Origin of the sequence: Vibrio barjaei (genome assembly GCF_001639065.2) — a bacterium.
GTDB classification, from domain to species: Bacteria; Pseudomonadota; Gammaproteobacteria; order Enterobacterales; family Vibrionaceae; genus Vibrio; species Vibrio barjaei.
Window position 1 is genome coordinate 221,921 of sequence record NZ_LQXO02000005.1, and the last position, 23,262, is coordinate 245,182.

20 protein-coding genes and 1 riboswitch are annotated in these 23,262 nt (G+C 43.8%); of the genes, 8 read left to right on the top strand and 12 right to left on the bottom strand.

Annotated elements, in window-relative coordinates; all coding sequences use genetic code 11:
- Positions 1 to 15: 15 nt before the first annotated feature.
- Together AWH66_RS01975 and AWH66_RS01980 are read right to left on the bottom strand one after the other, a co-directional pair.
- Positions 16 to 195, bottom strand: a complete 180-nt coding sequence (locus tag AWH66_RS01975; RefSeq protein WP_063605024.1) for a hypothetical protein — start codon at positions 193 to 195, stop codon at positions 16 to 18.
- 397 nt (positions 196 to 592) lie between these two features.
- Positions 593 to 2,305, bottom strand: a complete 1,713-nt coding sequence (locus AWH66_RS01980) for an ArnT family glycosyltransferase (RefSeq protein WP_063605025.1) — start codon at positions 2,303 to 2,305, stop codon at positions 593 to 595.
- A 317-nt stretch (positions 2,306 to 2,622) separates the two neighbouring features.
- Positions 2,623 to 2,687: riboswitch (Fluoride riboswitch) on the top strand.
- 106 nt (positions 2,688 to 2,793) lie between these two features.
- Between AWH66_RS01980 and AWH66_RS01985 the strand changes: the two genes are divergently transcribed.
- Both AWH66_RS01985 and AWH66_RS01990 read left to right on the top strand, forming a co-directional pair.
- Positions 2,794 to 3,486, top strand: coding sequence for an iron-sulfur cluster assembly scaffold protein (locus tag AWH66_RS01985; protein WP_006069385.1), 693 nt, complete (start codon positions 2,794 to 2,796; stop codon positions 3,484 to 3,486).
- A gap of 15 nt (positions 3,487 to 3,501) precedes the next feature.
- Positions 3,502 to 4,476 (top strand): GGGtGRT protein, encoded by a 975-nt coding sequence (locus tag AWH66_RS01990; protein ID WP_063605026.1) that lies wholly within the window; start codon positions 3,502 to 3,504, stop codon positions 4,474 to 4,476.
- 113 nt (positions 4,477 to 4,589) lie between these two features.
- Here AWH66_RS01990 and AWH66_RS01995 read toward each other — a convergent pair whose 3' ends face one another.
- Together AWH66_RS01995 and AWH66_RS02000 are read right to left on the bottom strand one after the other, a co-directional pair.
- Positions 4,590 to 6,752, bottom strand: a complete 2,163-nt coding sequence (locus AWH66_RS01995; protein WP_083399926.1) for an EAL domain-containing protein — start codon at positions 6,750 to 6,752, stop codon at positions 4,590 to 4,592.
- A gap of 14 nt (positions 6,753 to 6,766) precedes the next feature.
- A complete protein-coding gene (locus AWH66_RS02000) occupies positions 6,767 to 7,726 on the bottom strand; it encodes a phosphate/phosphite/phosphonate ABC transporter substrate-binding protein (protein ID WP_063605028.1) in 960 nt (319 codons plus the stop codon).
- Positions 7,727 to 8,102: 376 nt separating this feature from the next.
- Here AWH66_RS02000 and AWH66_RS02005 point away from each other — a divergent pair, with 376 nt between their 5' ends.
- Positions 8,103 to 8,774: an SH3 domain-containing protein gene (locus AWH66_RS02005; RefSeq protein ID WP_071487840.1), complete on the top strand. Its 672-nt coding sequence runs from the start codon at positions 8,103 to 8,105 to the stop codon at positions 8,772 to 8,774.
- A 31-nt stretch (positions 8,775 to 8,805) separates the two neighbouring features.
- Here the strand turns inward: AWH66_RS02005 and AWH66_RS02010 are convergent, their stop codons facing one another.
- Complete coding sequence (locus AWH66_RS02010; protein ID WP_063605030.1) at positions 8,806 to 9,201, bottom strand: hypothetical protein; 396 nt, start codon at positions 9,199 to 9,201, stop codon at positions 8,806 to 8,808.
- Positions 9,202 to 9,359: 158 nt separating this feature from the next.
- Here AWH66_RS02010 and AWH66_RS02015 point away from each other — a divergent pair, with 158 nt between their 5' ends.
- From AWH66_RS02015 to secF, 3 genes are all read left to right on the top strand, one after another.
- Positions 9,360 to 9,827, top strand: coding sequence for a hypothetical protein (locus tag AWH66_RS02015; RefSeq protein ID WP_063605031.1), 468 nt, complete (start codon positions 9,360 to 9,362; stop codon positions 9,825 to 9,827).
- 107 nt (positions 9,828 to 9,934) lie between these two features.
- Positions 9,935 to 11,758 carry a protein translocase subunit SecD gene (secD, locus tag AWH66_RS02020; RefSeq protein WP_063605032.1) on the top strand — a complete coding sequence of 608 codons (1,824 nt, stop codon included), beginning with the start codon at positions 9,935 to 9,937 and terminating at the stop codon, positions 11,756 to 11,758.
- A gap of 2 nt (positions 11,759 to 11,760) precedes the next feature.
- On the top strand, positions 11,761 to 12,663 hold the full coding sequence (gene secF / locus AWH66_RS02025) for a protein translocase subunit SecF (RefSeq protein ID WP_063605033.1): 903 nt from the start codon (positions 11,761 to 11,763) through the stop codon (positions 12,661 to 12,663).
- A gap of 69 nt (positions 12,664 to 12,732) precedes the next feature.
- Here the strand turns inward: secF and AWH66_RS02030 are convergent, their stop codons facing one another.
- The 7 genes from AWH66_RS02030 to napF all read right to left on the bottom strand — a co-directional run bounded on the left by AWH66_RS02030 (position 12,733) and on the right by napF (position 20,631).
- Positions 12,733 to 15,876: an HD domain-containing phosphohydrolase gene (locus AWH66_RS02030; RefSeq protein ID WP_063605034.1), complete on the bottom strand. Its 3,144-nt coding sequence runs from the start codon at positions 15,874 to 15,876 to the stop codon at positions 12,733 to 12,735.
- Positions 15,877 to 16,032: 156 nt separating this feature from the next.
- A complete protein-coding gene (locus AWH66_RS02035) occupies positions 16,033 to 16,167 on the bottom strand; it encodes a TIGR02808 family protein (RefSeq protein ID WP_063605035.1) in 135 nt (44 codons plus the stop codon).
- Between the two features lie 10 nt (positions 16,168 to 16,177).
- Positions 16,178 to 16,756 carry a NapC/NirT family cytochrome c gene (locus AWH66_RS02040; protein WP_063605036.1) on the bottom strand — a complete coding sequence of 193 codons (579 nt, stop codon included), beginning with the start codon at positions 16,754 to 16,756 and terminating at the stop codon, positions 16,178 to 16,180.
- Between the two features lie 26 nt (positions 16,757 to 16,782).
- On the bottom strand, positions 16,783 to 17,244 hold the full coding sequence (locus tag AWH66_RS02045; protein ID WP_063605037.1) for a nitrate reductase cytochrome c-type subunit: 462 nt from the start codon (positions 17,242 to 17,244) through the stop codon (positions 16,783 to 16,785).
- Positions 17,245 to 17,320: 76 nt separating this feature from the next.
- Complete coding sequence (gene napA / locus AWH66_RS02050) at positions 17,321 to 19,810, bottom strand: periplasmic nitrate reductase subunit alpha (RefSeq protein WP_063605038.1); 2,490 nt, start codon at positions 19,808 to 19,810, stop codon at positions 17,321 to 17,323.
- Positions 19,807 to 20,112: a chaperone NapD gene (locus AWH66_RS02055; RefSeq protein WP_063605039.1), complete on the bottom strand. Its 306-nt coding sequence runs from the start codon at positions 20,110 to 20,112 to the stop codon at positions 19,807 to 19,809. The genes napA and AWH66_RS02055 overlap by 4 nt, the downstream gene beginning before the upstream one ends.
- Before the next feature lie 39 nt (positions 20,113 to 20,151).
- Positions 20,152 to 20,631: a ferredoxin-type protein NapF gene (gene napF, locus AWH66_RS02060; RefSeq protein ID WP_063605040.1), complete on the bottom strand. Its 480-nt coding sequence runs from the start codon at positions 20,629 to 20,631 to the stop codon at positions 20,152 to 20,154.
- 240 nt (positions 20,632 to 20,871) lie between these two features.
- On the opposite strand from napF, the gene narQ reads away from it, so the two are divergent.
- Both narQ and AWH66_RS02070 read left to right on the top strand, forming a co-directional pair.
- A complete protein-coding gene (gene narQ / locus AWH66_RS02065; RefSeq protein WP_063605041.1) occupies positions 20,872 to 22,596 on the top strand; it encodes a nitrate/nitrite two-component system sensor histidine kinase NarQ in 1,725 nt (574 codons plus the stop codon).
- Positions 22,583 to 23,215, top strand: coding sequence for a response regulator (locus AWH66_RS02070; RefSeq protein ID WP_006069402.1), 633 nt, complete (start codon positions 22,583 to 22,585; stop codon positions 23,213 to 23,215). Before narQ ends, AWH66_RS02070 begins: the two co-directional genes overlap by 14 nt.
- Positions 23,216 to 23,262 lie beyond the last annotated feature (47 nt).

Below are 23,262 nucleotides of genomic sequence, written 5' to 3' on the forward strand. Positions count from 1 at the left end.
GTCCCAAAGCACTAACTACGCCTTACTGATGAGGCGCAGGATCGCTTTATTAATGCCAATTAAGTCATTAACAGTAGATGCGCTATGAATGGCCTCAATAAGTGACTCTTTACTGCATCGCGGGATGATATCGATATTCTTCACCTTGCCTTCGAGAGTGTTCTTCATTAACTGAAATGTCTTTTGTTCGAACATGTTTATGTGCCTGTGACGTTGTTTTTTATATATTTGGTTTTGAGTCTATCTGACTTACATGACAGTTAGCCAGACTGTCAGGTGTTAGACTTTAAAATATGTCGTGTGGTATATCAACCGTATTTGAAAAATGATAAAGGCTTCAATAACTCCAATCAAATGCAAAGACTATATAGAACCAAAGAGGTCATTAGGAAGGGATATTGTTGCCTTAGCCCGCTAAGATAATAACTTTATTTTCAGTTAGATGCGTGAGGGTGGTTTGCAACTAAATATTAACGACTGTGTAAAATCAGCGATGTAAGTTGATGTTATTGTGATCTGTGCAACAAGTTTTAGATAGAAAAAGCCCTCTATTTCTAGAGGGCTGAAATGTTTTATGACAATTTAGTTGCGGCTATTGTCCGGAAAGCCAAAAAACCGCATCCTTTTCTTTGTCACTTCGAGGGGTTCCTTTTGCGAGGATCTTATATTGTGTGTCCTCACGGAATGGTGTGAACTTGATTATGTCGGTTGTTGAGTTACTTCTATCGAGCAACAGGTAATCGTAGTCAGGATCGACACCGTCTAGGATGGCCTGTGCGCGCTCTACACCAACTTGTGGAACTGCCCAGTCATGGTAGAGGAAGAATATCGACGTCATTGTTTCTGAGAAACGTACGCTTGCAATACGGTCTCTTTTTTCTACCGGTACTTGCTCAACGAAAGCTTGTAGGTCCGGTTTCATGTCTTTTGCAATATCAATCGCTGGGAACAAGTAATTAAAGGCACTTGAGAAGAATAGAGCAGTAATGATTGCCATCTTGCTCCATTGCGGCCATGGCTTACGCTCTACGATTACCATCAAAACGATTGCTGCGATAGGTATCAATGCCACCAAGTGCCACGTACTCAACCATTCCATTAGTGCTGGTGGTATTTTTCTCGATGGCAACAAACCTGACCATAAAGGCACGACAGCAAATACAATCAGAACTAACGACATTAGCGCAAGCCAGCCTTTGCGGTACCAGTTAAACCATTTGCCAGAGAAGCTTGTTAACGCATCTGCAATGATAAGAGCAAACAGCGGCATTAGCGGCGCTAAGTACATAGAACGCTTAGTCACTGAGTAAGACAGTACAAAAATAGCGATAGCGAACCAGAAAGCGAAGAAGCCGTCTGTCCAAGAGAGTGTTTTAGGTTGGCGTAACTTATAGATAAAGTTGCCTAACCATAGTAACAATAGTGGTGTCCATGGCGCACTGTATTCCAGTATGCCTTTCACGTAATAAAATGGTTTCCCAGCATTATTGTGGCCAAGTGTGTTCGTTGCAGAGCCTGTCAGTCGGCCTACCTGATTATCCCAAAACCATGCTTTCCAAAGCTCTGGAGAGGCCGTCTTGTAGAAAGGATAAATCCAACTCGCAGCGACTAAGCACATCACGCTGATACCAATTACATGCATCAGTACAAACTGGCTGGTTGAGGTCGCTTGTTCTGGAAACTGTTTTCTTAGGGTTAGAGCTCGTAATACTAACGGTACCCATGCCAGACCAATACATAGCACGATGGCGACTGGTCCTTTACTTAAGAAGGCCAGCCCAGTAAACGCACCTGCAACAATTAAATAGCCTAGCTTTTGACGCAGGTAGGCTTCACTAAAGGCCCAAGTTGCGGCGATTGTAGTAAACATTAGTGCTGCATCAACTCGCAACCAGTGAAAGTTGAGGATAAAACCTTCAAGTGTTCCAAGAACAGCCAGCGCCATCCACGCGAAATTCTCTCCTTTAAATAGGTAAGCGATTCGATATGTGGCGGCGAGTGAGCCCAAACACAACAGAGATAGTGCAAGTCGCCCTGCCATGATGGCGTCAAGCCCCGTTGCATGCATCAAGACGGTTGAGATGATAAAGAACACAGGCGGCTTTTCTACAAATGAAATGCCAGCAAATTGAGGGATGATGAAGTCACCTGTGATGTACATGCTATGAATAATGGCAGCCACACGAGGTTCGTCGGGCGTCCAGACGTCGTGGTCGAATAACCCACTAAATACCACTGCGATGATGGCAAGCAACAAAACGAACTTCCAACTGTTGTTTTGCTCACTTGAATACGATGTTGACACTACTTTTCTCCGTTGACACTGCGAAGGGATATCGCATTACGATCATTCTTGTTAATAAAGGTGGTTAATTAAAACTCAAAATTCTAGAGAGACTGCTTTGAGACAGCAATGCCTAACAGGCTAAATAAACGATGTTTTGCAAGATAATTAACGCCAAAATGACACGACTATACCTTGATATTAGAGCCGATTATGTATCGACTTTGTAATAGTTGATATCATTATGCTTATTGCGTTATGAATATAAAACTAAATATTTTTATGAATAATGGTTCTAGACAGAGGTCTTGCACAAAAATGTGATTTAGATCTAGAATTGCAGCCAAGGTGATGGGGTTCCACCTACTTAACCGCCAAATCGGCTGATGACTCCTACAGTTTCTGAAAACAGGTGTATCTGTTGGGACGATCCTATTTTGGGATCGACGAACTGTAGTTAGATCATTAGTTCCGTTCTACACCTGTTTTCCTTTATCGAGGAAAACGACATGCAATACGCTCACGAAATTCAATCCATGTGCCCAATTCAAAGGGGCGACCTTCATGCATCCGCGCCAATTCCCGTCGAAGGCCGCTGGATCAATCCCAAAGACGTTATCGCAATCTCTGGCCTAAGTCATGGTGTTGGAGCGTGTGCTCCACAGCAAGGCGCAGCGAAGTTAACGCTTAACGTTAAAGATGGCATCGTAGAAGAAGTGCTTATTGAGACAATTGGCTGCTCAGGCATGACTCACTCTGCGGCGATGGCATCTGAAATTCTTACCGGTAAAACCATTCTAGAAGCGATGAATACTGACTTGGTTTGTGATGCTATTAACGTTGCAATGCGCGAGATTTTTCTTCAATTTGCTTATGGTCGAACTCAATCCGCTTTTTCCGAAGGTGGTCTTGAAGTTGGCGCTGCATTAGAAGACCTAGGTAAAACTCAACGCAGTCAAGTAGGAACGAGTTATTCAACGCGTATCAAGGGTCCTCGTTATATGGAAGTCGCTGAAGGTTATGTTACCCAATTAGCACTTGATGAAGACGGTGAGATCATCGGTTATGAATACCTTAACCTTGGCAAAATGATGGCTCAAATCAATAGTGGTGTGGCCGCTGACGAAGCACTAGCTAGCGCGAAAGGCACTTATGGCCGCTTCGATGAAGCTGTTAAAACTGTTAATCCACGTCAAGACTAAGTTGAGGAATTTATTATGACTATTACTAAACAAGCACTACTTAATGAAATGAACTTCCTCTCAATTGAAGAAGCATACAATTACTGTCTTGAAATGGGGATTGACCCAAAACAATTGGTTTTAGACACGCAGCCAATCGCCTTTGATAACGCGTGTGATGCTTATACTCTAGGTACTGCTCTAGCTCTTCACCGTAAGGCAGTAACAGCAGCGGAAGCGGCTTCAACGATTGGTGAAGGTTTGCAAGCATTCTGTAAACCAGGCAGTGTAGCAGAGCAGCGTGAAGTAGGTTTAGGACATGGTGCGTTAGCAGCTCGATTGCTTAATGAAGAAACACAATGTTTTGCATTCCTTGCTGGTCATGAGTCATTTGCAGCAGCAGAAGGGGCGATTAAAATTGCTCTAAACGCAAACAAATCTAGAAAATCGCCATTAAGAGTTATCCTTAACGGTCTAGGTAAAGATGCCGCTTATCTCATCTCACGCATCAACGGTTTTACTTACGTACGCACTCAGTATGATTACGCAACTGGCGAACTAAATGAAGTTAGCCGTAAACGCTTTAGTAAAGGCGAGCGCGGTGAAATCTTGTGCTACGGTGCGGATGATGTCCGTGAAGGTGTGGCTATCATGCATGCCGCTCAAGTTGATGTAAGTATCACAGGTAACTCGACTAACCCAACACGTTTCCAACATCCGGTAGCGGGTATCTATAAATCAGAAAGACTTAACCAAGGTAAAGCATACTTCTCTGTAGCTTCTGGTGGTGGTACTGGTCGTACTCTACATCCAGATAATGTTGCGGCAGGTCCTGCTAGCTATGGTATGACAGATACTATGGGCAGAATGCACGCAGATGCTCAATTTGCAGGTAGTTCTTCAGTGCCAGCTCACGTGGCTATGATGGGTTTCATCGGGATGGGTAACAACCCTATGGTGGGAGCGTCAGTGGCGTTAGCGGTAGAAGTAGACCTAAGACTGAATAGATAGCCTTAATATCAAGAAAACGATATTGGCATGGCAAGATTTTGAAGAGAGTTTGTTTCCTCATAACTATAACAAAACATGTCGTTGAGTATTGCCGCTCCATTGGAGCGGCTTTTTTAGATTTTGAATTCAACCACGTTAGATTCGCTGGCATTGATGAGTCTTTTCACGAAGTCATCCACAGGCATTGGCTTATCATAGTAATACCCTTGTCCAATCTGACAGCCGTACTGCGACAGTTTTTCGGCTTGTTCGATTTTCTCGATTCCTTCTGCAACAACAAGTAAGTCGAGGTTTTTCGCCATAGCGACCATAGCCTGCACCAATTGTTGATCCTTAGGGTCAGTGATAATGTCTCTTACAAAGGAACGATCAATCTTAATTCCATCGACAGTAAACTTACGCAGGTAACTTAAAGATGAATAGCCAGTACCAAAGTCATCTAACCATACTTCTATACCACTCTCGCGGATCGCTTTTAGCGTACGTTCTGCCTCATCTTCATCTTGAAGCAGCAAGCTTTCCGTAATTTCGATGCGAATTGCTTTGGCTGGAACTTGATACTTCTCCATATAAAACGCGAACATTTCCACCAAATTCTGCCTGTAAAGCTGCTTTGACGAGATATTGATAGACGCATGGAAATCAGGTCCGAAGTAAGGTGCCCATTGCTGTAGCTGAATACAAAGCCTTTCGATTAACCATTGTCCTAATGGCAATATCATCGCTGTTTCTTCTGCAATAGAGATGAAGTCAACAGGAGGAACGATGCCTAGAGTTGGGTGTCTCCAACGAACCAGCGACTCAGCACCTAGTATCCGTCCGGTCTTTATGCAAACCAACGGTTGGAACCAGAGTTCGAATTGTTGCAAATCAGACAGTGAACGCCGCAATTCTCGTTCAATATTGGCGCGATGTACGACAGACTTGAACATCTTAGGGGTAAACACCTTATGAGTGTTCTTGCCATCCGCCTTAGCTCGGTACATAGCAATGTCTGCGTTTTTGATTAAATCTTCAGACGTTTTGCCGTTATACGGATATCTGGCGACACCAATACTGCCCCCAACAACGAGCTCTTCATTTTCCATCAAAATAGGGGAGCGCACCGCGACAAAGATCTTCTTGATTACGGCGTCTACGTCCTCTGTTGTTTTTAAGTGCGGAATAAGCATTAAAAACTCATCACCACCGATACGAGAAATCATGGTGAGTGGGTGGTCATTGGTAATGTCACGGGCACATAAACTGAGTTTTTCAGCCAGTCTTATCAGTAAAAAGTCACCACTATCATGACCGTAATTATCATTAATAACCTTGAATTCATCTAAATCGAGAAACAACACCGAAAATGAGGTCGCTGGATACGATTTAATCGTGCTTTGCAAATGCTGTATAAAGCGTGTGCGGTTAGGCAGCTCAGTTAACGCATCATGGTAGGCTAGGTGAGTGATCTTCTGCGTGCGCTGCTCAAGTTTGGTTGCCATTGAACGTACGGCAATACTCAAATCTCCAATCTCATCTTGTCTATCAACCGCAGTGATATTTTCCGCGCGAGTGAAGTCCCCACGACCTATGGCGTCTGTTTGCTCGGTAAGCTTAATGAGCGGTTTACTCCAACGGCGAGAAATGATGGTTGCGATGATAGCCGAGATAGTCAGCAGTAATACGGCTGCTAGTGCCACGCCGATGTATAGCTCCTCTTTAGAGCGTCGATCGATGGCCTTTATTAGAGTTGTTACTGAATCAATATCCTTTTGGACCTTATCGAGTGATAGCTCGATAAAAACACCGCCAATTACTTGGTCTGCCGCTGCGATTGGGCGGAATACGGTTAGGCTATCAGGTCCGAAAGACTGAATCGAGCTGCCATAACGTAGGACGCTGCTAATTTGGCTGGGATATGGAAAAGGCTTGCCGATGTTTTCCAGTGATTCTTCTCCATCGTGAAATACTCGCCCTTGTTTATCAAAGATGACCAGACGTTTAACTTCACCTAGTTGGGTAATTGGCTTAATGAGGTAGCTGGCCTCTTCGTGGTTATACATATAAAGAGGATCAAACATCGCATCTGACAGATAGCTTGACATTTGATCAGCTCGTTTACTCAACTCTGCTCGAAAGGTCTTGCTGTTTTGAACGGTTAGCTCATTTAACAGTCGACTCGATTGTGCGGAGGAAAGCCATATATGAATACCTGCGCTGGTCAACGTCATCAAAACGGCTAGTGCAAATGTCACTAGCATGTATTGTCCTTGTAGTCGTAGTCTCAACTTCATTCAATTACCCTAAATCAGTTGAACCAAGCTTCTTCGACTTGAAGACGAGCGGCATTATATTGTGGAAACAGTGTGAGTTGGGATGCTGGTACTTCATCAAACTTTGCCGTTTTTTGAAATTGCGCAAGTGCAGCAGCGCCTGTCGGGTCTGAATCCGCTTTGAGCAACGTATCTTTAACGGCCTGTTTTACCTCTGTTGGTAGGTCATTTCTGATAACCATGACACTGCGAGGAACACTGTCAGTACGATAGAAAATCTTCATGGTCGACTTTATATGCTGAGGCATATCACCCAAATCATCCCAATTGGTGTTGGAGAAAGCGGCCGCATCGACTTGAGAACGATAGACCCAGGTCGATAACGAGATTTCATCTGCTTTACGAAGAACATCACCTGTTAGGACGACACCAACTTTATCTTTTAGAACTGGAGTCAACGAACTCGCGAAATGGGTTGGTGCTAGGTGATGCTCACTGAGTGCTATCATCGGCAAGTAAAACCCGGAAGTGGAGCTTTGATCTTCTAACGCAATAGTTTTACCGGTTAGATCGGACAGTGAATTGATGTCGCTGTCCTTTCGGGCAAAAAACACGGTGTGATATTCAAATTCACCCTTTTTCCAACGTCGAAGAATAATTTCACCATTATGTTCGCTTTGTAAGGAGAGTGCTGCAAACAGAGTTTCAGAGACCAAATCTATTTCTCCGGAATCCAACCATTGTCCGAGCTCTAATGCCGACTTAGTCACCTTTACCTCGGCCTTCTCATACCCATATTGACTAAGATTGTCGGCTAGATATCTGGCAAGTGGTGCAGAGAAACCAATGTGCTTTCGGGCTTTGCTACTGAGCACCCCTAGAGTGAATGTTTTACCATCCTCTATACTGTTCCCTTCGGTAGTATTAGCATTGACGAGAGTAATGCCAAATAAAAACTGAGAAATCAGTAGTCCTATTAACAACTTTAAGCGCATTGATAACTAACCCTTACACAATAGTGCTAAACCTATACTAGTCGATTAGATCTTGAAATCGAGTTTAATCACTGACTTAGGTATATCCTAAACGATTAGCTTAATTGTTCTTCATTACATTAAGTATGGAGAACGTAAACCAGCGCTCGGTGCTCTATTGATTGAAATATAGTCGTTCTGTTGCAGTAAATACAGACGAAGTAAACATTGAAGAAATACTAGCACATTCATTAACTTAATGAATGTAATTATATGTATTGCCGGATGATTTAAAGAGCCAATTTGGCGAAGTGTGATTATCTGCTAGAATCTTGAGTTAATTATTCACACTTGTTGCCGATAACGAATAACAAGCATTAGATGAAATGGGTCAGTTGTGAAAAAGGTAGTGGTTATTGCGTTAGTGGTCGTATCGCTAGTATTAGCTGGTCTTGGTATTGCTCATTATCTGGGCTATTTCAATCAAGATGAGATGGAAGCGATTGAGCCTCGAACGCATCCTGATTTACAGAATACAAATGAAGATTCGCCTTCTGACATTGTTGTTGAACAACCTATCTCCGCTCCTTTGCCAGAATACTATTTTGTGGCGAGATCATTCGAGAACGTCCTAACTCAACCCGACTTCGCTTCCACACCTGATGGTGTGGCGTATTATGGTGAAAAGCTAAAAGTTCTTGAGAGAGAGGGGGAGTGGATACGCATTGCGCCTATTTATCAGCTCGAAGAAGGGGCGGATGAAATATCTCAGTGGGTAAATACGCAGCACCTAGTGACTAAAGAGGTTAACCTGAGCGGCGAACGTTGGTTAAATGTCCTAACTGATTACATTGAAGGCAGCGATGACTTTATGCTTTATCAAGAAAAATTCTTTGATGCTTCCACTAAGCTGGTAAAGCAAAAGCGATGCAGATTGTCTGATTTTGAAGAACTGAGCGGCTGGGTAAAATCGATCAATCATCGAGATAGTGTTTATTTTACCTATTGTGGTGGGATTGAATCGGAGAATAAAGTTTATTTGAATGTCGCGACAGGAGAGTTATTTTAATCTGCTGCGATAGAATATTACCGCTAGTAGTTTAATAGTCGTCCTGTTCCCTTTCTGCATTTCGAACCATCTCTTTAGCATACTGTTTGAGGCGCTTAAGAGCAGTGAGATCGCCTCTCTCGATATGCTCTATGGGCGCGTAACCGTTCAAGTTTTTGGCATTGTTTCTGACATTAATGAAGTTGTTGATGAAATGAGAACTTTCAAACGCGCTACGTAGTAGGCCATCGATTTCAACTACTAAGTGAACGCGCTCAAGTGTTGAAGGTCCAATAGGGACAGTGGCAGGTGTAACTTTTAAGCGTGCATGTTGTTCAGGCGAAATTTCTAAAATGGCTTCTGTCTGTAAATTAGATGCACCCCACCCATCGAGTACGTTTAACGCGTACTTCACTAAGGTCAATTTTTCGTTTTGTGACAGTTCCATTGTCATTCCTTTCTACCGTTACTCTTTGACTATAGTTGGCGACAATTATTCCCTCAACATGAAGTAAACCGTTTCTAATATTCGATTTAGTATTTTTTATTTGTCTTTGGGCCGACATAGGCAGATAATGCAGACCTTAGTGTCATGAGGCTAGTTTTTTGTCTAAGTTCTATTTGCAGTTTATTGTTTCTTTGGTTGTTGCGTTTTTCGCGCCGCTAGGGGTTGCTGCGTCTGAATCGGCAAATCAACAGAATTCCTCTTCTGGTATTTCTTTGTGGAAAGAGCAAGCTTCACTTGGTGTTTCAACAAGGCTTGGTCAGACAACCAGACAAACCCCAACTCCTCAAAAGCCGAAATCAAAGTCATTTGGCGACCATGATGCTAAGGCGATACTCACCGTCTGGCGCTGGACTGGTAACAACAATGAGAACCATGAATTAGAAACACCTACTTATAATGTGGTGTTCGATTACAGTTGTACAGGCCAACAAGAGTTGCGCAGCGCTGCTGTTAATGAAGCGCTAATAACTCCTTTCTTCTTTAGTTATGTCCAAAGCAACCACCGTATCAGTGGTTGGAAAGATGGCAACACGCTCTACGTTTTCCTGAATACCCAATACGCATAGTTCGTTTTCTACCATAAATTTATCCACCTCTACTCCTATACAATGCATGGATGAGAGTGGGTGTGATTATCTGTATCAAAAGTTCAGCATAATGCTGAGGGAAAACTATGCGTAAAAAGCCTCAACCGAGAGCAGTATTAAACAAATACTCTACTTGGAAATATATCGTTCTTGTCGTGACCTGTGTGGTATTGACTCTAAGTGCTTTACCATCTTGGTACGGCGAGAAGCCTGCTATTGAGCTAAAAGTGAGCGAGCACAACGAGCATTTAAACTCGGTATTCAAAATCAATTCCTTACTTCATGACGACGGTATCAAACCCGAATCTGTCAGCATGGAAAGCAATGTCGCTCAACTCGTATTTGACAATGAAGCGGAGCAAACCAAGGCTCGAAATGCACTTGGTGAGTGGGTGGGTAAGGATGACAGCATGTCTTACTCTTACACATCAGTAGCACCAGAATGGCTCCAAACTATGGGTTTTACGCCAATTAAACTTGGTTTGGACTTACGAGGTGGGGTTCAGTTCTTGTTGAACGTTGACGTTGACCAGGCGGTTTCTGAGCAGCGTGATGCAGTGGTCGATGAGATTAAGCAAGACTTGCGTAAAGAGCGTATCTTCGGTGTACAAGTTCGCCCTGACACTGATACCGGCATTCGTATTACTTCAAAAGACAGCGAAGGCGAGATTGCTGTACGTAAATTCGTTAACGCTAACTACCCAGAGTGGCAAGCGAAGGGAGCAGGGGACGAGCTATCCATTAAGATGAAGGCTCAGAACTATGCAGATTTCCAAAATCTAACCATGCAGCAAAACCTAAAAATCATGCGCCAGCGTATTGAAGAATTAGGTATCACGGAAGCAATGGTTCAGCGTCAAGGTGAGTCAGGTATTCGTATCGAACTTCCAGGTGTGCAAGACCCATCATTGGCAAAACGCGTGATTGGTGCTACAGCGAGTTTGGCTTTCCATGAAGTCAGCACATCATCAAACCCTGTGTCTACGCTTAAAGTGAAAGATGAACAAGGCAAACAGGTTACTTTGGTGAAGAAGCCAGTATTGACGGGTGAGCACATCGTTAACGCTCGCGTTGGTTTTGACCAAATGCATCGCCCTGAGGTTGATATTTCCCTCGACCACGCTGGTGGTAAAATGATGAGCGACTTCTCCGCAACGCACATAGGTAAGCCGATGGCGACGGTCTATCGCGAGTACGGCGTGGATGCACGAGGTGAAACTCAGCGTAATGAAAAAGTCATCAGTGTGGCAACCATTCAATCCCAATTGGGTAGTCAGTTCCGTATCACAGGTTCAGGTAACTTAGAAGAAGCACAGCAACTAGCTCTGCTACTTCGTGCCGGCTCTTTGACAGCGCCAGTGACCATTGTTGAAGAGCGTACCATTGGCGCATCTCTCGGTGCGGAAAACATCCAAAATGGTTTTGCGGCTTTAGCATTAGGTATGGGACTAACTCTGACCTTTATGGCGCTTTGGTATCGTCGATTAGGTTGGGTAGCCAATGTGGCGTTGATTCTAAATATGAGCTGTTTATTAGGTCTAATAGCACTGGTGCCGGGTGCCATCTTAACGCTTCCTGGTATTGCTGGTTTGGTACTTACAGTCGGTATGGCGGTAGATACTAATGTACTTATTTTTGAGCGTATCAGAGATAAATTAGCGGAAGGGCGTAGCTTTGCTCAAGCGATAGATCAGGGTTTCAATTCTGCAGTGGCAACCATTATGGATGCTAATATCACCACCATGATTACGGCGGTGATTCTATATGCCATTGGTAATGGTCCGATTCAAGGGTTCGCATTAACACTGGGCCTTGGTCTGCTAACAAGCATGTTCACGGGCATTTTCGCATCGCGTGCAATTATTAATTTGAAGTGGGGACGAGACGCTCGTCGTGAGGTGAGGGTTTAATCATGAAAGACTTCTTTAAAACTAATATTCGTTCCATTCGATATTTCACCAATGTTCTTTCCATTGCTTTGGTTGTGATTTCGATCATCGCCGTTGGAATGAGAGGATTGAACTTCGGTTTGGATTTCACTGGTGGCGTTGTGTCTGAGGTGCAACTGGCATCAAATACCAGCCAAAATGAACTGAAACAGACATTAGAACCTGTTTTGGGCGATGGGATTACTGTTACTCAGTCAGGAGAAGAAGGACGCTGGACTATTCGTTATGCCGCAGACCAAGGTGCCGCGAAACACGATGAGTTCAAGGAAACACTGCTAAAGGCATACCCTGGTTCTACCATTGTCAGTGACAGCATTGTTGGTGCTCAGGTTGGTCAAGATCTTTATGACCAAGGCGGTTTGGCGCTGTTAGTTTGTTTACTTTGTATTTTAGGCTACTTGAGCTTCCGATTCGAATGGCGTTTGGCTAGTGGTGCTCTGGCGGCACTTCTGCATGATGTCATTTTAGTGTTGGGCTTTTTTGCGTTAACTCAGATGGAGTTTAACCTTACGGTTTTCGCTGCGATTTTGGCCATTTTGGGTTACTCGCTGAATGACTCGATAATTATTGCAGACCGTATTCGTGAAATCCTGAAGTTGCGTCCTAATGAGCAAACTGCTGATGTAAGCGACCAAGCGGTTATAGCTACCTTTGCGAGAACAATGGTGACTTCTGGTACCACTCTGATTACCGTTGCTGCACTTTGGTTATTAGGTGGTGATGCGTTGCAAGGCTTCGCTACGGCAATGTTTATTGGTATTTTCTCCGGTACTTGGTCATCAATTTCAATGGGTACCGTTATCCCAGAATGGTTGCACTTAGAAGCGAAACATTACCAACCGATAGAAATAGATACAGCACCTTAGACAGTATTTGGAGTTGCTTACGAAAAACCGCCAATATCTGGCGGTTTTTTTTGTTCCAAGTTAAGTTCCTTAACTGAGATACTTACTTTCATCAACCTCATCAATCTGCGTAGGGGCTAGGAATCGCTTCGCATACGTCATATATACACGACTCTTAATAAATAACTGGAATACTTCCATATCAACGTGCTCTTCCAGTGCCATCTTGTGCAAAATATCCAAAGATTCACTGATGGTTTTAGCTTTCTTATATGGCCTATCTGCAGCTGTAAGAGCCTCAAAAATATCCGCTACGGCTAAGATACGCTCTGGGATTGACAGCTCGTCTCCGGTTAAGCGTCTAGGATAGCCGTCTCCCCTCATTGTTTCATGGTGAGTGGTCGCGATTCGTTCCACGTTTTTGAGATCTTCAGGGAACGGGATACTGCTCAGCATCTTGATACCAGCAATCATATGTTCGTTAATTTTGAAGCGCTCTTCTTGCGTCAATGTTCCTCTTGAAACGGAGAGGTTATAAATCTCGCCAAGGTTATATAGGTGTTCAGGAACATTCATATTGATGCCAAGCTTTTCATCTAGCTCGTAATCTGTAGAACGAGTGATGATATGTTCTGGTCTATCACTTAGTAGTGGTTCACAAGCAGACGACCCAGTTTCTGCTGATAGACGTTGTTCTTCTAACGGTGACAAACCAAGGTAACGATCAAAGTGGCTGGTCCAAGTTTGTTTGCCTATTTCGGTAATGCGAACTTTGTCTTGCTCATTGATAAACTCATTGCCAACATTCAATTGGGCAATAAAGCTAAATTGCTCTAGTAGCTCTTCTTGACGTTGTTTGAGATTCTGTTTCGCGTCAGCGGTCAAGTTTGGCTGCTTCAACTGAACGTTTAGTGCCGTAATTTCAGCATCGCGCCACAACACTTCAAAACGAGTTCGGATTTCATGAATTCGGTTGTAGTTGGTTTCTAACTTGGTTCCCTTATCGACCACATATTCTGGCGTGGTGATTTTTCCGCAATCGTGCAACCAAGCGGCAATACGAAACTCCCTACGCTTAGCATCGTTTTCGAATTCAAATGACTCAAAGACGCCATCGTTCGATAGCTCAGCAGCATCGCTTAGGAGGAACGCAAGTTCTGGGACTCGTAGACAGTGTGCGCCCGTGTAGGGAGATTTCTCATCGACTGCACGCGCGATAAGCTGAATGATTGCCTCGATAAATGCATCCTGCGAGCGTTGGAATGCATCTAAAGACTGCGACATATCATAGATAGCATGAGATAACTCATTTACTTCCCTAACAGAACTGTTGAACGCCTTCACTTTATGGTATTGGCGGTGTTTAATTCGCTTAGTTTGCAGGAGCAGTTTCTTGATTGGACTGGACATCGGGGTGCTGATGCGCCATACAAGAGGAATCATGATAACGAGTGCAGCCAAGGTCCAGAGAGAGCTATTGATAATGTACTGATAGGCACTACCTAGAAGTTTCTTTTCCGGTATGGTCAGTACGAAATATTCTTGAGGTGTGTCGTTAACTTCAGTGATATAAACAAAGTGCTTTTGTCCCTTTATATCGACAGAGGAGATCTTTTCATGAAAGCTTGGATCTTCCAACATAGAGAGCAACCGATTTGAAGGAATATGGCTAGTGTGGTGTTGGTCGCTATTAAGCCAATTGTTTGCTAATACGGTACGCACTTTCTCCTGGTCAAGGTAGGTTAACGCCTGATTAATCAGTTCTATGTATGGCTTAAGCTGCTCATTAGCAACAAAAACGAAGTCAGCTGGAAAGGCAGGATGTTTTTCTAATGATTGAATCGTCAAATCATAGTTAATCAGCTTTTCGACTTTACTTTTGATTACAGGTGCGACATCAACAATGCCTACTATTTTTTGGGTCTGTACATCTTCGAACGCTTCATCATAAGTATCGTAGGTATAGACGGTGATACTCGGGTAATCTTTTCTTAGTTGCTCGACAATAGACCAACCACCGAGGAAACCAACCGTTCTGCCTTTGAGGTCATCCCACGAGGTTATATGTGGTGCGTTTTGATGCGTCGCAATGGCGTAATCAAGAGAGTAGAGGGTGTCACTTTCGATACTGTTATCAGAGACATTATTATCACTGGCGATAGATTGCAGAATATCAATTTTGCCCAGACGAAAGTCGTTAACGAGTTCCTGCCAGCTTCGTCCATTGATGTACTCAAATTGTAGTCCGGTGGCGTCTGAGATTAGCGTGAATAAGTCGATGGCCAGTCCGTCCGGATTGCCAACCACAGTAAAATCGATAGGTTCCCAATCCAACTGATTTGATACCTTGAGCACAGGGGAGTTGAGCACAAGATCAAGCTGCGTATTTGTTAGTGGCATTTTATCGATGAAGGGTAGGCTATTCGCTGTGTCTGATAGAGTGTTTGTGCCAATAATCCGGCCCTCGCTATCCGTAATGTAAGCATCCGCTCCCTCCAACGCTACATTATCAGACAAGCTATCTTCAAAGTGTTCATTTAGTGACGCGAGTGCGATATCGACGCCAATGACAGCCTTGAGGCTTGGTATCTTTCGAGAAAATGTTTGGCCAGTGACTCGTAAGTTATGAAAGAGATATGGTGTCGTTTTATAGACCTCATCTTCGGAGGCACGTGTGTACCATCCCCTTCGAGTTGGGTAAAAAATACTGACTTCTTCTTGCTCTCTACTGAGTTCAAAACTATCGAAGTAGAATCGTGTGCGTTTGAGTCGGTTTCCATCGGTATCATTGGAATGTTCGATAACCATCCAAGATTCACCTTCAAGTAGGTTCAATTTATCTGAGATGTATTTAGGTTTCAGATTAATGAGTTGAAGAAAGTCATCATTATCAAATCCGATATAAATGCTATGGATAAACGGGTTTCCGAGAAATGTGGCTCCAAATAGCTCTATCAGTTCCGAAGGAGTCTTCTCACTTAACTGGGTACTCAGCAGGTATCCCAGTTGAACCGCGGATTGTTCTCCGACTTGATCGATTTGTTCTAATCGCTGTGAAACCAGTGACGAAATCAACTGGTAGTTTGCTAAGGCATGGTTGACTTCGCGTTCTTTAGTAAGCGAATAAATGACGGTAGCCGAAATTAACGCTGTAGCTGTGATAGCGAGAGTAAACAATAACGCTACAACGCGGCGTATGGAGAGTTTGCTAGATGTTTTGTTTTTCTTGGACATGACCACTGACACTTTCTACAACAAAGGGATAGCGTGAGCTTTAATAAGCTGATTCTACTCTATTTGTTTCATTTTCTTGGAGTAAATTAACTATAGTAGAAATCATGTGGTTAAGAAGGAAAATAAAAAAGCCCCGCATGAGCGGGGCTAAGAGCTTTATTGCTGTTTGTCTTTACTAAGAGATAATAACCACAGCGAAACCGCGGCTACACCTACAAAGCCAGACAATATGATGACTGGCATAGCAGCGTAACCAAGTACGTGCCAAATCACCGATTCTAATGTACTCATTCAGTGCTCCTTATTGCCAGCCTTCAACATCTTTCATATCAGGCAGTTTGTGTGCGATACCTTTGTGGCAATCAACACAAGTTTTATCGCCAGATGCAAGTGCAGTAGAGTGTTGCTGCACGCTTCGTGGCCCTTGCTCGGAAAAGTCCATGTAATCAAATTCATGACAGTTACGGCACTCAAGTGAGTCATTAGCTTTGAGTCGAGCCCATTCCCGTTCAGCTAGGTGTCCACGTCGTGCTTGGAACTTCTCGGGAGTATCGATGGTTTTTAATACATAATGTGCAAACAACTCTTTCGAAGCTTGAACCTTACGAACAATTTTGTCTGTCCAGTTGTGAGGAACGTGACAGTCAGAGCAGATTGCACGAACACCAGAGCGGTTCGAATAGTGAATTGTCTCTTGGATCTCAGCAACAATTGGTGCGTGACATCCAGAACAGAACTCTTCGGTATTTGTTGCTTCCATACCCGTATTGAAAGCACCCCAAAATAGTAGACCGCCGGCGAAACCAAGGAATAGAACAACACCAGCTGCTGCTTTACTTGGTGACTTTAAACGAGTCCAAAACGCTTTAAGAAATTTCATATATAGCCTCTCTTAATACTTCGTGGCTATTCAGTACGCAATGAATCTACGCGCTCAAACTCGTTACCTACTAGCGGTTGTGCATCAACCTGAGGAACGTGGCACTGCAAGCAGAAATAACGACGAGGGGAAACGTCCGCTAAAACAGCATCTTCACGGTTCATATAGTGAGTTACGCTGATTTTAGTCGCACCGGCTTCTTTCGCGTTTTTCCAGCTATGGCAAGCTAGGCATTTGTTTGCGTTAAGCGATACTTCATAGTTGCGAATTTGATGAGGGATCAGTGGAGGCTGATACACGAAATCACTCTCAATCACTTGGTCTTTAGGAATATGTTTGAAGTCATCCGCTGGGCGTGTGTCTTCAAGGTTACTACTACCACGGAGTGAATCTAGACCACCAGTTCCACCCGGGTTATTCAATTCTGCTTGCGCAACACCTGCAATCAGTGCTCCAACAGAGAGAATAGCGACAATCAGTTTTTTCATTTTGTTATCTCCGCCTTAAGGCTAATTCTTCGGTGACTACCTCTATTGAAGTAGCCACGTTTCAATATTGTCTCTGTTAAGCCACTTTTGTGATTTTCACAGGGCACTTCTTGAAGTCTGTCTGTTTAGACAGAGGGTCAGTCGCATCAAGAATCAACTTGTTGATTAGGATACGAGCGTCGAAGAATGGTACGAATACCAAACCTTTTGGCGGACGGTTACGGCCACGAGTTTCAACACGTACACGTACTTCACCACGTTTATTAGCCATCAATACTTCGTCACCACGGCGAAGGCCACGAGACTTAGCATCTTCAGGGTGGATATAACACACTGCATCTGGCACGGCTTTGTACAGTTCAGGAACACGGCGAGTCATAGTACCTGTATGCCAGTGCTCAAGAACACGGCCAGTACATAGCCATAGGTCGAATTCTTCATCTGGCACTTCTGGTGGCGCTTCATACGGTGCTGAAATAATCAGAGCCTTACCATCTGGTTTACCATAGAAGTCCCAACCGGAACCTGCTTTCGCATATGGATCTGAGCCTTCTTTGTAACGCCACAATGTTTCTTTACCATCAACAACAGGCCAGCGTAGACCGCGAACTTGATGGTATACATCGTATGGAGCCAAATCGTGACCATGACCACGACCAAATGCCGCGTACTCTTCAAATAGACCCTTTTGAACGTAGTAACCGAAGTGGTGAGCATCATCGTTTAGCTCACGAGATTCTTCGATAGGGTACTTATCGACTTGGCCGTTCTTGAACAGCATGTCGTACATGGTTTTACCACGGTACTCTGGCGCTTTTGCAAGTAGTTCTTCTGGCCACACCTCTTCCATCTTAAAGCGTTTCGAGAACTCCATTACTTGCCACAAGTCAGACTTAGCTTCACCAACTGTCTCAACTTGTTGATACCAAGCTTGCGTACGACGCTCTGCGTTACCGTAAGCACCTTCTTTTTCAATCCACATCGCTGTAGGAAGAATCAAGTCAGCCGCTTGCGCAGTCGCAGTTGGGTATGGGTCAGAACATACGATGAAGTTTTCTGGGTTACGGTAACCTGGAAGACGTTCAGTATTGATGTTTGGACCTGCTTGTAGATTGTTGTTACATTGAATCCAGTAGCAGTTCAATACTCCATCGTGAAGCATTCGGTCTTGCAACACCGCATGGAATCCTGGTTTTGGTGGAATAGTCCCTTCTGGAAGCTTCCACTCTTTCTCGGCAATTGCACGGTGCTTAGGATTTGCTACCACCATGTCTGCTGGCAAGCGGTGAGCAAAGGTACCAACCTCACGAGCTGTACCACATGCTGATGGCTGACCTGTTAGGGAGAATGGGCTGTTACCCGGAGTCGCGATCTTACCCGTCAGCAAGTGAATGTTATAAACAAGACCATTCATCCATACACCACGAGTATGCTGGTTCATACCCATAGTCCATAGAGACATAACCTTAACGTTTGGATCTGCGTATTGTTTAGCAAGCTCAATCAGTTTCTCTGGCTCAACACCAGATATCTCAGATGCTTTTTCTACTGTGTAAGGTGCGACTGAAGCTTTGTATTGTTCAAACGTAATGTCTGACATTTTGCCTGAGTTCGGGTGAGCTGCCGCTTTCTGCAGTGGGTCATCATCACGTAGGCCGTAACCGATGTCAGTTTCAGCTTGTTTGAAGTTGGTGTGCTTGTTAACAAAATCCCAGTTTACAGCGTCGTTTTGAATGATGTAGTTCGCGATGAAGTTTGCAATCGCAAGGTCAGACTGAGGATTGAAAATGTAACCGTGATCAGCAAGCTCGAAAGAACGATGGTAGTACGTAGAAAGTACGTTTACGCGAACATGAGGGTGGCTTAAACGACGGTCAGTGATACGAGTCCAAAGAACAGGGTGCATCTCTGCCATGTTCGAACCCCAAAGTACGAAAGCGTCCGCATTTTCGAAGTCGTCGTAACAACCCATTGGCTCATCGATACCAAAAGCACGCATGAAACCAACTACCGCTGACGCCATACAGTGACGGGCGTTAGGGTCAATGTTGTTTGAACGGAAGCCCGCTTTCATCATCTTAGCTGCGGCATAACCTTCCATAACGGTCCATTGGCCTGAACCAAACATACCGATACTTGTTGGGCCTTTTGCCTTTAGTGAAGCTTTCCACTTCTCAGCCATGATATCGAACGCTTGGTCCCAAGAAATCGGAGTGAAGTCGCCGTCTTTATCAAACTTGCCATCTTTCATACGAAGTAGTGGCTGGGTTAGACGGTCATTACCGTACATAATCTTAGACAGGAAGTAACCCTTGATGCAGTTTAGACCCTTGTTTACTGGCGCCTCTGGGTCACCTTGGGTTGCAACAACTTTACCGTTTTGTGTCCCTACCAGTACAGAACAGCCTGTACCACAGAAACGACAAGGAGCTTTATCCCAGGTAATTTTTGTTTGGTCGGAGCTAGCAATCAGATTGGTAGCTGACGCAGGAAGAGTTATACCTGCCACCGCTGCCGCCGATGCCGCTGCGTTTGCTTTCACAAACGCACGTCTTGTCATTTTCATACTTCACCCTCTAATTGGGAATGGTTACTTCCAGTGTTATTTTCATCGTCATCTAACCCGTGCTCGATTTGGTGATAAACCAAGGCCGCGTTAAGGACATTCGGTAGGTTGTTGATAGCGTCAATTGTGTCGGTGACGAAACCCTGATTCTCGGTTTCTAGAACAACAATAATTTTGCCGTCCTCACTGTCTCCGTATATCTCAGCGTTATCGAATTGCTCGATCTGCATTTTGATTTCTGCAAGGTGCTCTGCCTTGCAATGCACTACCAAACTAGAAATGTGCACTTCGTTTAGTGACATAAATCTTTTTCTCTTGTTTTATTTTAATTTTACTTTGAACTAGACATTGCTCACTGAGATAGAAGAATTTGGACAAACAGATACACATGCTCCACATCCGTTACAGTCTCCTAACTCTAGTTGGGGTAAAGCGACACCGCCCACTCTTAACTTGAATGTGATAGCCATGGTTTCACAGCTATCACTGCAACTGCGGCACTCGATGTTGTTTTGTGCCAAACATTGAGTGTCGATCTGTGCTTTTGCATTCCAAGGTGTGGTGTCTCTACCATTAAATATAGGCTCTGGACAGATTTCTGCACACTTGTAACAAAACGTACATTCATCAATTGAGAAGTTGACCGCAGGATAGCCACCATCACCGCTCTTGATAATTTGCGTTTCACACACGTCAATGCATTTACCACAACGAGTGCATTGGTCAGTGAACGTTGCTAAATCCTTTATCCAAGGTAGCCTAGCTTGCTTAGTATCGATCTGCTTTCTTGTGAAAAAGCGACGCTTGGAAATATCAACCATTCATCTCACCAATAAAAACTGTCTACAGAAAGTCTAGTTCAAAAAATCTGTTAACAATCTTTAATTTACATTCATATAAATTGTAAGTTTGGACATAATTGGATAAATACCTCTTAGGGGTTAAATAGGGGCCATCCTTGTTTTGGATCAATAAATTACCGACAATAGATAGCGATAGTGTGAGTCCGGTTTTCGGTACTTATGAATAGATTGAAACAAGTGAAGTGAGAATAGTGAGTCATGAAGAAGCCGAATAAATCTGTAACCGGCACGATAGCGAAAGCAATGATACTCATCTTGTTGCTTTCTTTAGCAACAACGAACTTTGCTATCTTGACGTTGGCATCCAGTTTAAACGATGCTGAAGCCGTTAACGTTTCCGGTTCTATGAGAATGCAGAGTTATCGATTAGCCTATGACATGCAATCGGATTCGCCACTCTATTTCTTACATGTCGAGCAGTTTGAGCGCTCTCTATATTCTCCTTCAATGAAAGCACTGCAGTCATGGGATGTGCCTGAGAAAATTACTCAGGATTATTACAATCTCATTATCCGCTGGCACGAACTCAAATCTGTGCTGTCCAGTGAAGATAGAGAACAGTACCTATTGCTAGTCGCTGATTTTGTGGACCGTATCGACCTATTTGTATTGGAACTTCAAGAGCACTCCGAAAACAAGTTAATCCGTTTGGCATGGGCTGGGGGAGTTGGTCTGGGCGGAATTCTGCTAGTGGCTGTGTATGTCGTACTGTTTGTAAGAAAACAAATTGTTCGGCCTTTGGGACAGCTAATCTCTGCCAGTGAACAGATTCAAAACCGCTCGTTTGATGTCGAGGTTGATGTTCGTTCTGACAATGAACTCGGTATTTTAGGGAACGCATTTAGAAACATGGCCAAAGACCTCGGCAAGTTATATCGTGGGTTAGAACAAGCGGTAAATGAAAAAACCCATAAGCTTCAACATGCGCATCAATCGCTGCAAGTACTTTATCAATCGTCCCAAGAGCTGACTGCAACACGAATTTCCCATGAGAACTTCCGAGCCATACTGACTTATATCTACAGTGTTGAAGGTATTTCAGCGGTGGAAATCAAGGTATCTGAAGTAGAGGGTAATCCCTGGATCGCTACTGAAGGTACTTTCAATGGGAAAGCGGAGCGGGTAAGGCCATTGCACTTAGATGGTGAAGAACTGGGCCAACTCAGATATCAAGTTGGTTTACCTTGTCCAGATGAAAAATTGATAGATAACTTCGTTCAAATCTTATCGCGAGCGATTTACTACAACAAAGCGCAACGTCAAACCGAACAGATTATATTAATGGAAGAGCGGGCCACGATTGCCAGAGAACTTCACGATTCACTCGCTCAGTCACTGTCTTACTTAAAAATTCAGGTTACACTACTAAACCGTTCTATTTCTAAGGAATTAACTGACTCGCCATCAAGTCGTTCTCAACTTGTGTTGAATGATATACGCGAGGGATTGGATAACGCCTATGTTCAGCTGCGAGAATTGCTGACTACCTTCCGACTATCGATCAAGGAAGGGACGTTTGGGGAAGCAATTACTGAAATGCTTCACCAATTGGATGAACAAACTGACGCTGAGATAGAGCTCGATAATCAAATGTCGTCTTTGGAGTTGGGCGCAAATGAACAAGTTCATATTTTGCAGCTGATTCGTGAGGCCGTACTTAATGCGATGAAGCACGCACAAGCCTCATTTATAAAAGTGACCTGTTTCGAAGATGAAAATGCCCTTGTTACTGTTAAAATAAAAGACGATGGTGTAGGGTTCGACCAAAATATACAGAAATTAGATCATTATGGCATGAGCATTATGAAAGAGCGTGCAGCTCGACTTAATGCGGTACTTGCTATAGATTCCGCCGAAAACGATGGTTGTGAGGTGGTATTAACGTTTCAAAGAAGTAAGGAGCCACTAAGTGAGCGAATGTAAAGTCATGTTAGTCGACGATCACCCTTTAATGAGGCGTGGTATTGGACAGTTACTCAGCTTTGAAGACGATTTTGGGATTGTTGCGGAAGCCAGCAATGGCTCGGATGCGATTGCGTTGGCAAAAGAACATGAACCTGACTTGATCTTACTCGATCTTAATATGAAGGGTATGTCAGGTTTAGATACGCTCAAAGCACTAAGAGAAGATGACTTTCAGGGACACATTGTCATTCTTACCGTCTCTGATATTCCAGCGGATATCGATGCCTTAGTAAAAGCAGGTGCTGATGGGTATCTACTTAAAGATACCGAGCCAGATGAAATCATTGAACTGCTTCGTGGGCTGACATCAGGTAATAAAGCTTTCAGTTCTGCCATCGAGAAGTACCTTGAAGAAAGAGCGAATACTAGTGATGTTTTCGCGACACTGACTGAGCGTGAAATGCAGATTCTTCAAGAAGTGGCGAAAGGATTTAGAAACAAGCAAATTGCCGATCGACTGTTTATTTCTGAGTCAACGGTTAAAGTGCATATGAAGAGTTTGCTGAGAAAGCTGCAAGTCCCTTCAAGAACTGCAGCCACCATTCTTTACTTAGAGCGCTTTGGTGAAATTAAGTAATCATGGCGTAGACAACTTCTTGGTTACAATGACAAAAAGGTCTAGCT